Origin of the sequence: Serratia ureilytica (assembly GCF_013375155.1) — a bacterium.
Classification (GTDB): domain Bacteria; phylum Pseudomonadota; class Gammaproteobacteria; order Enterobacterales; family Enterobacteriaceae; genus Serratia; species Serratia ureilytica.
In genome coordinates, this window is sequence record NZ_JABXOF010000005.1 from 1 (window position 1) to 12,084 (window position 12,084).

At 61.0% G+C, this 12,084-nt stretch carries 9 protein-coding genes and 6 tRNA genes; 9 read left to right on the top strand and 6 right to left on the bottom strand.

What is annotated here, in order from left to right:
- Nucleotides 1-19: 19 nt before the first annotated feature.
- Both HWW83_RS10520 and HWW83_RS10525 read right to left on the bottom strand, forming a co-directional pair.
- Nucleotides 20-95, bottom strand: a tRNA-Ala gene (locus HWW83_RS10520).
- A gap of 60 nt (nucleotides 96-155) precedes the next feature.
- Nucleotides 156-231: transfer RNA gene (locus HWW83_RS10525), tRNA-Ala, on the bottom strand.
- Nucleotides 232-539: 308 nt separating this feature from the next.
- Between HWW83_RS10525 and HWW83_RS10530 the strand changes: the two genes are divergently transcribed.
- Nucleotides 540-1,325 carry a formate/nitrite transporter family protein gene (locus HWW83_RS10530; protein ID WP_042785144.1) on the top strand — a complete coding sequence of 262 codons (786 nt, stop codon included), beginning with the start codon at nucleotides 540-542 and terminating at the stop codon, nucleotides 1,323-1,325.
- 66 nt (nucleotides 1,326-1,391) lie between these two features.
- Here HWW83_RS10530 and gltX read toward each other — a convergent pair whose 3' ends face one another.
- Nucleotides 1,392-2,807, bottom strand: coding sequence for a glutamate--tRNA ligase (gene gltX / locus HWW83_RS10535; RefSeq protein WP_033643946.1), 1,416 nt, complete (start codon nucleotides 2,805-2,807; stop codon nucleotides 1,392-1,394).
- Nucleotides 2,808-3,101: 294 nt separating this feature from the next.
- On the opposite strand from gltX, the gene HWW83_RS10540 reads away from it, so the two are divergent.
- From HWW83_RS10540 to HWW83_RS10575, 8 genes are all read left to right on the top strand, one after another.
- A tRNA-Val gene (locus HWW83_RS10540) sits at nucleotides 3,102-3,177 on the top strand.
- 28 nt (nucleotides 3,178-3,205) lie between these two features.
- Nucleotides 3,206-3,281 (top strand) — tRNA-Val (locus HWW83_RS10545).
- Between the two features lie 38 nt (nucleotides 3,282-3,319).
- Nucleotides 3,320-3,395, top strand: a tRNA-Val gene (locus HWW83_RS10550).
- Between the two features lie 7 nt (nucleotides 3,396-3,402).
- Nucleotides 3,403-3,478: transfer RNA gene (locus HWW83_RS10555), tRNA-Lys, on the top strand.
- A gap of 194 nt (nucleotides 3,479-3,672) precedes the next feature.
- The gene (gene fepB, locus HWW83_RS10560) at nucleotides 3,673-4,680 is read left to right on the top strand and encodes a Fe2+-enterobactin ABC transporter substrate-binding protein (protein WP_142002754.1); all 1,008 of its coding nucleotides are present in this window, start codon (nucleotides 3,673-3,675) and stop codon (nucleotides 4,678-4,680) included.
- A gap of 215 nt (nucleotides 4,681-4,895) precedes the next feature.
- Complete coding sequence (gene fepD / locus HWW83_RS10565; RefSeq protein ID WP_042785147.1) at nucleotides 4,896-5,951, top strand: Fe(3+)-siderophore ABC transporter permease; 1,056 nt, start codon at nucleotides 4,896-4,898, stop codon at nucleotides 5,949-5,951.
- The gene (fepG, locus tag HWW83_RS10570; RefSeq protein WP_033652548.1) at nucleotides 5,951-6,988 is read left to right on the top strand and encodes an iron-enterobactin ABC transporter permease; all 1,038 of its coding nucleotides are present in this window, start codon (nucleotides 5,951-5,953) and stop codon (nucleotides 6,986-6,988) included. Before fepD ends, fepG begins: the two co-directional genes overlap by 1 nt.
- A 21-nt stretch (nucleotides 6,989-7,009) precedes the next feature.
- On the top strand, nucleotides 7,010-7,816 hold the full coding sequence (locus tag HWW83_RS10575) for an ABC transporter ATP-binding protein (protein ID WP_176589323.1): 807 nt from the start codon (nucleotides 7,010-7,012) through the stop codon (nucleotides 7,814-7,816).
- 28 nt (nucleotides 7,817-7,844) lie between these two features.
- On the opposite strand, the gene HWW83_RS10580 is transcribed toward HWW83_RS10575, so the two are convergent.
- From HWW83_RS10580 to budA, 3 genes are all read right to left on the bottom strand, one after another.
- Nucleotides 7,845-9,431: an ABC transporter substrate-binding protein gene (locus tag HWW83_RS10580; protein ID WP_060660402.1), complete on the bottom strand. Its 1,587-nt coding sequence runs from the start codon at nucleotides 9,429-9,431 to the stop codon at nucleotides 7,845-7,847.
- 143 nt (nucleotides 9,432-9,574) lie between these two features.
- Nucleotides 9,575-11,260, bottom strand: a complete 1,686-nt coding sequence (alsS, locus tag HWW83_RS10585) for an acetolactate synthase AlsS (RefSeq protein WP_033643950.1) — start codon at nucleotides 11,258-11,260, stop codon at nucleotides 9,575-9,577.
- Between the two features lie 32 nt (nucleotides 11,261-11,292).
- Nucleotides 11,293-12,072, bottom strand: coding sequence for an acetolactate decarboxylase (budA, locus tag HWW83_RS10590; protein ID WP_033643951.1), 780 nt, complete (start codon nucleotides 12,070-12,072; stop codon nucleotides 11,293-11,295).
- Nucleotides 12,073-12,084 lie beyond the last annotated feature (12 nt).

The window sequence follows — 12,084 nt, forward strand, 5'->3', positions numbered from 1 at the left end:
AGGTCGGCTTTTCAAATGGTGGTGGAGCTAGACGGGATCGAACCGTCGACCTCTTGCATGCCATGCAAGCGCTCTCCCAGCTGAGCTATAGCCCCACAAAAGTGGTACGCGTTGACCGGCGTTACGGTATTCCCCAACCTCTCTGAGAAGAAGGTTGGTGGAGCTAGACGGGATCGAACCGTCGACCTCTTGCATGCCATGCAAGCGCTCTCCCAGCTGAGCTATAGCCCCGTTCCACAATCACTTTGTGCTGTGAACGGGGCGCATAATATGAAACCCGCTCAAAGCTGTCAACGGCTAAATTGAATTACTGAATCAAGCGTTGAAAAAGCCGCCAAATCAGCATCTTTGGCGCCAAAAAATCATCACTTTGCGCAGAGTTCATCCATTTTGCGCGCTACTTCTCAAAATGGCAAAAGACCCTGCATATCACGTTGATTTTTAATTAACGGAATGTTAGCGAAATGCGCTTGAGTCGGGCTCCCGAGCGGCATAGACTGCCCGCGCCATAAACTTTATTACTATAAACCGAGTCCGTCATGTCTTTGCATTCACCAAAAGAAATCGCCGCCCTCGCCGTTCAGGCCGGGGTAAACAAAAGCCGCGCCCCTCTCGCTAATCTGCTGATTCTGGGCTTTCTCGCCGGCGCCTTTATCGCCACCGGCTTCCTGCTGGATATTCACGTCATCGGCACCCTGCCGGCCGAATGGGGCTCTTTCGGCGCGCTGTTGGGCGCCGCGGTCTTCCCTATCGGTTTGATCCTGACCATTCTGGCCGGCGGCGAACTGCTGACCGGCAACATGATGACCTTGCCAATGGCCTGGTTCGCCCGTGAAATTCCCGCCATCGCCGTGCTGCGCAACTGGTTTTGGGTCACCCTGGCCAACTTCGCCGGCAGCGTGGCCGTCGCCTACTTCTTCGGCCACCTGCTGGGCCTGACCGAAGGCGCGTTTTTACATAAGACGCTGGCGATCGCGCAGGCCAAAGTGGATGCGGACTTCCTGCACGCCTTCATTTCCGGCGTCGGCTGCAACTGGTTGGTATGCCTGGCGGTGTGGTTAGCCTTCGCCAGCAAAGATGTGCCGGGCAAAGTGATCGGCATGTGGTTCCCGGTCATGGCTTTTGTCGCCATCGGCTTCCAGCACGTGGTGGCGAATATGTTCATCATCCCGGCGGCCATCTTTGCCGGCGGCATGGGCTGGGAGCAGTATCTGCCTAATTTCGTCGCGGTATTTCTCGGCAATGCGCTGGGCGGCGCCGGCTTTGTCGGGTTGATGTATTTCCTCGCCTACCGTCCGGGTTTGCCGGCTAGCGAACAAGCCTGACAAAGCGCAATAAAAAAGCCCCGGGATCGCTCCACGGGGCTTTTTCTTTAAGGCGTATCAGCCTAATCAGGCTTGAGCTTCACGCTCGGCGATGTAAGCCAGCGCCATATCGATACGCTGCAGCGAACGCTTCTGGCCGATCGCATGCACGGTCACGTCCATGCCCGGCGACTGGCCGGCGCCGGTCACCGCGACACGCAGCGGCATGCCGACTTTACCCATGCCGACGCCCAGCTCATCCGCCGTGCCCTGAATGGCGTCGTGCACGTTTTCCGGCGTCCAGACGGTGATGGCGGCCAGCTTGGCGCGCACCGCTTCCAGCGGCTGACGCGCGACCGGACGCAGGTGCTTCTTGGCGGCGTCGGCGTCGAACTCGCTGAAGTCTTCGTAGAAGTAACGGCAAGACTCCGCCATCTCTTTCAGCGTCTTGCAGCGCTCGCCCAGCAGCTTGACGATGTCCTTCAGTTCCGGTCCGTTGCGGGTTTCAATGCCCAGTTGCTCAACGTGCCATGCCAGATGCACCGCCACTTCTTCCGCCGGCATATGGTTGATGTAGTGGTGGTTCAGCCACTGCAGCTTCTCGGTGTTGAACGCGCTGGCGGATTTGTTGATCGCTTCCAGCGTGAAGAACTCTTTCATCTCGTCGATGGAGAAGATCTCCTGATCGCCGTGGGACCAGCCCAGACGCACCAGGTAGTTCAGCAGCGCCTGCGGCAGATAGCCGTCGTCGCGGTACTGCATCACGCCCACGGCGCCGTGACGCTTGGACAGCTTTTTACCGTCGTCGCCAAGGATCATCGACACGTGCGCGTATTCCGGCACCGGCGCGCCCAGCGCTTTCAGAATGTTGATCTGGCGCGGGGTGTTGTTGATGTGGTCTTCGCCACGGATCACGTGGGTGATTTCCATGTCCCAGTCATCGACGACGACGCAGAAGTTATAGGTTGGCGAACCGTCGGTGCGGCGGATGATCAGATCGTCCAGCTCCTGGTTGCTGAATTCGATCGGGCCGCGAATTTTATCGTCGAAGATCACCGACCCTTCCTGCGGGTTGCGGAAGCGCACCACGTGCGGCTCGTCGTCGGTGTGGCTGCACTGGCTGTCGCGGCAGTGGCCGTCGTAACGCGGCTTCTCGCCGTTTTCCATCTGCTTCTCGCGCAGCGCTTCCAGGCGTTCCTTGGAGCAATAGCATTTATAGGCCGTGCCCTGCTCCAGCATTTCGTCGATGACCGCGTTGTAGCGATCGAAACGCTTGGTCTGGAAGTACGGGCCTTCATCCCAATCCAGATTCAACCAGTTCATGCCATCCATAATTGCGTCGATCGCGTCCTGGGTAGAACGTTCCAGATCGGTATCTTCGATACGCAGAACGAACTCACCGCCCGCATGGCGGCTGAACAGCCAGGAGTAAAGTGCGGTACGCGCGCCGCCGACGTGGAGATAGCCGGTCGGGCTCGGTGCAAAACGGGTTTTGATTTTCATTGGGTTCACTGCCTTATTACGCAACGCGTGTCGGCGATGGCCGACGATTGCTCGGAATTGAAAAAAGAGTGGACGACATTGTATCACCACGCGCTAATTCCTCAACGCCGACACGATATTGCGCCGGTCGATTTCGCGCGTTTTGCGGCGAGTTTCGCAGAGCGTTGCGCAAAGAATCGGCGCCGTTGGCGATAATTATCGCGCCCTGCCTAAATTTGCGGCGAACGATTGAAATCATTTTAAAAACCGTTGACTCACTTTGAACTATCCCTATAATGCGACTCCAACAAGACGGGGCGATTAGCTCAGTTGGTAGAGCATCTCCTTTACACGGAGGGGGTCGGCGGTTCGAGCCCGTCATCGCCCACCATCTTGTTGAGAAAAATGAGAACGAATGAGGGTGATTAGCTCAGTTGGTAGAGCATCTCCTTTACACGGAGGGGGTCGGCGGTTCGAGCCCGTCATCACCCACCATCATTCTCTCGTTTAGCAGTGCCTGGAAGTCCTGAAGTGGGTGATTAGCTCAGTTGGTAGAGCATCTCCTTTACACGGAGGGGGTCGGCGGTTCGAGCCCGTCATCACCCACCACTTCTGCGGGTCGTTAGCTCAGTTGGTAGAGCAGTTGACTTTTAATCAATTGGTCGCAGGTTCGAATCCTGCACGACCCACCAATTCAGAAAAAAGCGCCTTTTGGCGCTTTTTTCGTTTCTGCCGTTCGCCTCCCTTTCTTCATTATTCGCCACTCGCTGAGATACGAATGGTTATCATTTTGACGGCTTGGATGGTAAATTAGCGGGCATACACCACGCAGCCAATCCGCCGCCGGATTGATACGCCTTAGTTCAAGGAAAGAAAGAGCCCGCTCATGACCCTATCCTTACGCCAGCTGTTCATTGCATTTATCGCCACTTCCAGCCTGCTGCTCAGCGGTTGCGGCCCGGACGACAAGAGCGACGGGCAGAAACCGTCCGCCCCCTCTGCCGACAGCAGTTGGCCGCGCACCATCGATAGCGCCAAAGGGAAGTTCACGCTGGAAAAACCGCCGCAGCGCATCGTATCCACCAGCGTCACCATCACCGGCACGTTACTGGCTATCGATGCCCCGGTGGTCGCCAGCGCCGCCACCAGTCCAAATCCCCTGGTGGCCGATCAGCAAGGCTTCTTTACCCAATGGAGCGAAGTGGCCAAACAGCGCCACGTCGAACGGCTGTATCAGGTGGAACCCAATGCCGAAGCCGTCGCCGCCGCCGCGCCGGATTTGATCGTCGTCGCCGCGACCGGCGGTGATTCGGCGCTGAAACTGTACGATCAGCTGTCCGCCATTGCGCCGACGCTGGTGCTCGATTACGGCGACAAAAGCTGGCAGCAGCTGGCCAGCGAGCTCGGTGAGATCACCGGTCACGAAGCCGGCGCCAAACAGGCGGAAGATCGTTTCGAGCAGCGCGTGGAACAAGTGAAGCAGGCGATTACCCTGCCGCCGCAGCCGACCACGCCGCTGGTGTATGCCGACAACGGCCGCGAAGCCATGCTGTGGACGCCGGGCTCCGCCCAAGGCAAGCTGCTGACCCAGCTCGGTTTCCAGCTGGCTACCCCGCCGGAAAGCGCCAAAGGCAACGCCAGCATGGGTAAACGCCATGACATCATCCAGATCTCCGGCGAAAAAATGGCCGAAGGCCTGAACGGCAAAACCCTGATCCTGTTCGCCACCAATGAGCGCAAAGTGCAAGAGGTGCTGGCCAACCCGTTCCTCAAACATCTGGAGCCGGTGGAACAGCGGCACGTCTACGCCGTCGGCAACGATACCTTCCGCCTCGATTACTACAGCGCCACCAACATGCTGAATCAAATCGAACGGTTGTTCAAAAAGCCCTGAATCACGCCGTCGGCAGGCCAGTCCCCTGCCGACGCTTTTCGCAAACGGGGCAACAATTCACATTCAATCAATTGAAATATCAATAGTTATTAACATCGTCCACGCGCCTTCGCCACCAACCGGCGGGTGCATGCGGGCGTAAACTCGTGTTACTATTGGCGCCCTTCACGAACGCAAATAACAATGAGAATAAAAATCATAAAGGAGTTACCGGTGTGAACGTACCCACTCCGACTGAGCGGACGCTTTCGTCCGCACCGCACGCAGCTTACGCCAGTGGCTTCAAACGCATCGCCGGGTTCGGTATCGGCTTGGCGTTGTTGTTGCTGTGCATCATTGCCAGCCTGATGCTGGGTTCCAAAGCCATCCCCTTCCATACCGTCTGGCTCAGCCTACAGGGCGCCGCGAGCGGCTCCGACAGCACCATCATTCTCAACGCCCGGGTGCCCCGTACGCTGGCGGGCATTTTGGCCGGTATGGCGCTCGGCGCCGCCGGCGCGCTGATTCAGGCGCTGACGCGCAACCCGCTGGCCGATCCCGGCGTGCTCGGCATCAACGCCGGCGCCAGCTTCGCCGTGGTGATCGGCATCATGTTTTTCGGCGCCGCCACCACCGAAAGCTATATGGCCTATGCCTTTGTCGGCGCGGCCCTCACCACCCTGCTGGTCTACCTGATCGGCACGCTGGCGGGCGGGCGCATCAACCCGGTGCGGCTGACGCTGGCCGGCGTGGCGATCGGCGCGGTGTTGCTCGGCATCACCACCGGGCTGTCGCTGATCGATCCGCAAACCTTCGACCAACTGCGCTTCTGGCAGGCCGGCACGCTGGATATCCGCACGCTGGCCACCCTGCCGGTGACCGCCCCCGCCATTTTGCTCGGCTGCCTGCTGACGCTACTCATCGCCCGGCCGCTGAATACCATCGGCATGGGGGAAGATCTGGCTATCGCGCTCGGCGCGCGCGTAGTGCTGACTCAGGCGATCGCAGTGATCGCCATTACGCTGCTGTGCGGCGCGGCGACCGCCACCGTCGGCCCGATCAGTTTCATCGGCCTGATGGTGCCGCATATCGCCCGCTGGTGGGTCGGCCCCGACCAACGCTGGATCCTGCCCTACTCCATGCTGCTGGCGCCGATTTTACTGCTGTGCGCCGACGTGGTCGGCCGCTTGCTTGCGGCCGGTGAGCTGCGGGTTTCCATCGTGGCGGCCTTCATCGGCGCGCCGGTGCTGATCTGGCTGGTGCGCCGCAAGAAAACGCTGGGGGGTCTGTGATGAGTCTGCCGCACACGCTGCATATCGGCCGCCCGGACGGCGTCATCAACGGGCGCCTGCCGCTGCGCCTGCTGCTGGTCAACCTTTCACTGTTGGCGCTGTGTCTGGCGATGGCCGTCGCCGCCCTGTGCTACGGCACGCTGCAACTTTCGCTGGAGCAGGTTTTTGCCGCGCTGACCGGCGAGGCGCCGAAAAACCTGGTCACCGTGGTCACCCAATGGCGCTTGCCGCGCATCGCCATGGCGCTGCTGTTAGGCGCAGCGCTCGGCATGAGCGGCGCCATCTTCCAGTCGATTATCCGCAACCCGCTCGGCAGCCCGGACGTGATTGGCTTTAACATGGGGGCTTACACCGGCGCGCTGATCGCCATCACCCTGTTCAACGGCGGCTATTACTACATCGCCGGCGGTGCGTTGGCCGGCGGCATTCTCGCCGCGCTGGCCATCTACCTGCTGGCCTGGCGGCAAGGCATCGCCGGCTTCCGGCTGATCATCGTCGGCATCGCCATCAGCGCGGTGCTGGTCTCCACCAATACCTGGCTGATCATCACCGCCTCGCTCGAGCGCGCCATGGACGCCGCCATGTGGCAGGCCGGCTCGCTCAACGGCATGACCTGGCAGAAAGCCCAGCCCGCCACGGCGTTCATCCTGCTGGCGGCCGCGGCCGCGCTGTTGATGGGCAAACGGCTGCAGCTGCTGGAAATGGGCGACGACACGGCGCGCGCGCTGGGCGTGAACGCCGAAGGCAGCCGGCTGTGGCTGATGCTGTTCGGCGTCACCCTCACCGCCGCCGTCACCGCCACCGCCGGGCCGATTTCCTTTATCGCGCTGGCGGCGCCGCAAATCGCCCGCCGCTTGGCCGGGCAATCCTCGGTCACCCTGACGTCCTCGGCGCTGATGGGCGCGGCGCTGCTGCTCGGCGCCGACGTGGTGTCCCAACATCTTTTCGCGCCGATCCAACTGCCGGTCGGGATCGTGACCGTCTGCATCGGCGGCCTGTACCTGATTTGGCTGCTCATCCGTGAGGCCCGCAGATAGATAATGAAGAGTGATAATGCCATGAGCCACCGCCTGCACGCCTCGCACCTGAAGCTGGGCTACGACAATAAAATCATCGCTGACGATCTGAGCGTGGCGATCCCCGACGGCGCCTTTACGGTGATCGTCGGGCCGAACGCCTGCGGCAAATCGACGCTGTTGCGCGCCCTGTGCCGCCTGCTGAAATCCAGCGCCGGCGAGGTGATGCTGGACGGCAAGAACATCAGCAGTTTCGCCACCAAGGCGCTGGCGCGCGAGCTTGGCCTGCTGCCGCAAACCTCGATCGCACCGGACAGCATCACCGTGGCGGACCTGGTGTCGCGCGGCCGCTATCCGCACCAGAGCCTGCTGAAACAGTGGACACAGGCCGACAAACAGGCGGTGGAAGCCGCCATGGCGGCCACCAACGTCAGCCAACTGGCGGATCGCAGCGTCGACGAGCTGTCCGGCGGGCAGCGTCAGCGCGTCTGGGTAGCGATGGCGTTGGCGCAGCAAACGCCGCTGCTGCTGCTGGATGAACCGACGACGTATCTGGACATCGCGCACCAGATCGAGCTGCTGGATCTGTTCCGCCAGCTCAACCGCGAGCGCGGTCAAACCCTGATCGCGGTGCTGCACGATCTCAACCACGCCTGCCGCTATGCCGATCACATCATCGCCATGCGCGACGGCAAGATCGTGGCGGAAGGGAAACCGGCGGAGATCATTACCGCCGAACTGGTGGAGCGGGTGTTCGGCATGCCGTGCATGATCATCGACGATCCGCTGTCCCACACGCCGCTGGTGATCCCGCGCGGCCGCTACCACTGCGACGCGCCGCAGGCATGAAAAAGGCCGGGTTACCCCGGCCTTGTCGTTACTTCTCCAGCGACACCTGCTTGAAAATGTGTTTGCCGAACGGGTCTATCTCGTAGCCTTTCACTTCCTTGCGCACCGGTTCGAAGATGGTCGAGTGCGCAATCATCAACGCCGGCATCTGATCGTGCATTATCACCTGCGCCTGCTGATACATCGCCACCCGTTTGGCGTGATCGTTCTCCTCGCGCGCCTGCAGGATCAGCTGGTCGAACGGTTTATAGCACCATTTCGCCGAGTTCGAACCGCCGAGCGAAGCGCAGGTGAACAGCGGGCCGAAGAAGTTGTCCGGATCGCCGTTGGCGGTGGTCCAGCCCATCAGCGCGGTCTGGTGTTCGCCGTTTTTAATCCGCTGTAAATACTCGCCCCACTCGAAGGTGACGATTTTGGCGCGCACGCCGATTTTAGCCCAGTCGGCCTGGATCATCTCCGCCATGCGCTTGGCGTTGGGGTTATAGGGCCGCTGCACCGGCATCGCCCACAGATCGATGTCGAAGCCCTGCCCCAGCCCGGCCTCCTGCAACAGCTGCTTCGCCCGCTCCGGTGAATACGGGTAGTCTTCAAGCTGCGCGTTGCTGCCCCATTGGGCCGGCGGCAGAAGATTTTTGGCCGGCTGACCGGCGCCGTGGAACACCGCGTCGATGATCGCCGGCTTGTTGACCGCCAGCGCCAACGCCTGGCGCACCTTAACGTTATCCAACGGTTTCTTCTGGGTGTTGAACGCCAGGAAACCGATATTCAAGCCGGATTTTTCCATTACCTGAATGTTGCCGTCCTGCCGCATGCGTGCCAGATCCGCCGGATTGGGGAACGGCATCACCTGGCATTCGTTCTTTTGCAGCTTGGCGTAACGCACCGCCGCATCCGGCGTGATCGAGAATACCAGCCGATCAAGCTTCGGCTTGCCTTCCCAGTAGCGGTCGAACGCCTTGTAGAGGATTTTCGCGTCCTTCTGGTACTGCACCAGCTGGAACGGCCCGGTGCCGATCGGATCGTTGTCCACCCGCTGCGGCGTGCCGGCCTTCAGCATCGCGTCGGCATATTCCGCCGATAAAATGGTGGCGAAATACATGCCCAGATCGGCGACGAACGGCGCCTCGGCGCGGGAGAGCTCAAAGCGCACGGTGTGCTCATCCACCTTGACGATCCGGTCAATCAGCGTGCCGAACTCCATCGACTCGAAGTTGGTGTAGGCGCCATTGGAGACCTTGTGATACGGGTTGTTGGCGTCCTTCTGGCGCATAAACGAGAAGATGACGTCATCGGCGTTGAAATCGCGGGTGGGCGTGAAATATTTATTGCTCTGGAATGCCACGCCCTTGCGCAGATGGAAGGTATAGCGCTTGCCGTCTTCGCTCACCTCCCAGCTTTCCGCCAGGCTGGGTTGCAGCTCGACGGTGCCGGGTTTGAAATCCACCAGCCGGTTGTAGATCGCCGCCGAACTGGCGTCTACCGTGGTGCCGGAGGTGAACAGCTGCGGGTTGAAGCCTTCCGGCGAGCCTTCGGAACAGTAGACCAGCGTATTGGCCCGCGCGCCGCCGGCAATCGCCAACGCCAGCAGCCCGATCGTTATTGCTTTTCTTTTCATTGCGCTATCCCCAGTGGTGAAAAAACAGCCGAACGGATAGCAATAAATCATGCAGTTAGCGATGTAAAGGACAAATTCCGCGCATAAAAACGGGCAGGCGCGCAAGCGGCCTGCCCCGGTGAAACGGCGCGAGGATGATGAAATTAAATCATCTGGCTGAAGTTCATCTGCGCCATCAGCTTATAGTTATCGGCGTAGTCGACCGGAATGGCCACCACCACCGGCCCCTGGATCTCCATCGCCTTGCGCAGCATCGGCCGCAGATCTTCCACCGACTGCACGGCGAAACCGACCGCGCCGCAGGATTCCGCGTAGGCCTTGAAGTCGATCGGCCCGAACTCCACGCCGGATTTGCGCTGGTATTTGTTCACTTCCTGCATTTCCACCATGTTGTAAGCGTTATCGACCCAGATCACGTGCACGATGTTGTTTTTCAGCCGCACCGCGGTCTCCAGCTCCATGCTCGACTGCATGAAGCCGCCGTCGCCGGAGATTGACACCACCTTATCGCCGGGGCGCACCAGCGCCGCGCCAATGGCCCACGGCAGCGCTACCCCCATGGTTTGCTGGCCGTTGGAGATCAACAGCTGGCGAGCGCGGAAGCTGTAAAGATAGCGGGCTATCCAGATGTGGAAACTGCCCATGTCCACGCACAGCGTCACGTCGTCGCTGACGATGTCCTGCAGCTCCTTGACGATACGCAACGGATGGATCGGCATGCCGCCGCGGCGCGCGGCGCGTTCCGCCAATTCGGCGCGCTGGCGGCCGAGATCGGTCAGGATCAGTTCCACCTCCGCCGGGACGCAGACCGCCTCATTGAACGCTTCGGTCATCATGTTCAGCGTGGCGCTGATGTTGCCCACCAGCTCGACGTCCGGCCGATAGCAGGTATCGATGTCCGCCGGCAGCACGTCGATATGCACCAGCTTCAGCCGCCCGTGGCTGTTCCACATGCACGGATCGTATTCGATCGGATCGTAGCCGACGCTGACCACCAGATCGGCCTTTTGCAACAGCTGATCGGCCGGCTGGTTGTTGAACAGGCCGACGCGGCCGGCGAAGCGGGCAAAGTGATTGACGTCAATCACCCCCGCCGCCTGATAGGTGCCGACCACCGGCATATGGGTGCGGTACAGCAGATGGCGCACCGCCTCGCTGTTCTCCGGCCGGCTGGCCTGCAAGCCCAGCAGCAGCACCGGGCATTTGGCCTGGCGGATCAGTTTCACCGCCGCCTGAATGTCGTCCGCCGCCGCGGCCCCCATGCGCGGCAAGCGGCAGCCCGCCAGCACCGGCGCCGTGACCGGCTCATTGACGATATCCATCGGCAGGCTGACGAACGACGCCCCCGGCCGGCCGAACTCGGCGCGGCGGAAGGCGTTGGCGATCACCTCGGAAATCGCCGAACCGGCATGCACTTCGGCGCAGTACTTGGTCACCGGCCGGAACATGCTGACGGTATCCATGCTCTGGTGCGTCTGCTTCAGGCTGTCGGCGCGCTTCACCGCGCCGCCGAAGGCCACCACCGCATCCCCTTCCGAGGTGGCGGTCGCCAGCCCGGTGATCAGGTTGGAGCTGCCCGGCCCGGAGGTGACCAGCGCCACCCCCGCCTTGCCGGTCAGGCGGCCGACCGCCGCCGCCATAAAGGCCGCGTTGGCCTCATGGCGCACCACTACCGTTTCGATCGACGGCGCATCTTCCAGCGAATCGAACACCCGGTCGATCTTGGCGCCCGGAATGCCGAAAACGTGTTTGACGCCCTGCGCTTCCAGGTTTTTCACCACCAAGTCGGCGCCGCATTGCCAGTCATTGCCTGTTTTTTCCTGTGCCATGGTTCCACCTCCTAAGAAAACGATCGCCGGGATTAGCCCTCGGCGGAACGAATCGCGCGATCCAAATCCTCTGGACAGAGGTTGGCGCGCAAGAAATCCGCATCATGCGGCAACTGAAGATTGAGACGGGTGATGACGCCGAACTGCAGGCGGCCATGATCGAGCTGGTAATCCAGCACGTGGCCGCCGCCGCTGCGGTCGTCGGTAACGAAGTGTTCGTGATAGCCGGCCACGCCGATGCCCTGCATGTAATCGGGCGAGCGGAAGCCGACCAGCGTGCCGCGCCGCTGATGGAACGAGAAGGTCGGCTGCTCTTCTATCGCTTCCAGCATTGGGCGGTAAGGCCGTTCCTGACGCGGCACGGTGCGGGTTTCGACATGGCTGAACTCACCGTCGACCCGCACCGCGCAGAACAGGTTCGGCGAGGCGACCTGTTCATCGATGCATTGGTGCAGTTGCGCCTTGGTGATCGGCCGATCGAATTGCTGGCTGACGCTGGGCTGGAAAAAGGTGACGACGGCGAAAGGGGTTTTCTGTTGCAAACCGGCCGGGCGGGCGCTGCCGTCGGCGCGCAGCTGGTGTATTTCCTGATCGAACGCGATCAGTTCGCCATCCAGATGATTGAAGGTGCCGAGGCCGAAATCGCCGTGTTTCAGCAATTCGGCGATGGTGGTCTCCCCTTCATAAACCCCGTCGATGAGCGCGCTCATCAGCGAGATTTGATAGATTTCGCCCTCCCCGGCGTTGATCGACTGCCTGGCGAAACCCTGCGCCAAATGGCGCGCACAGGAACACCCGTGTTTTTCGTTCATGCTGACTCCTCC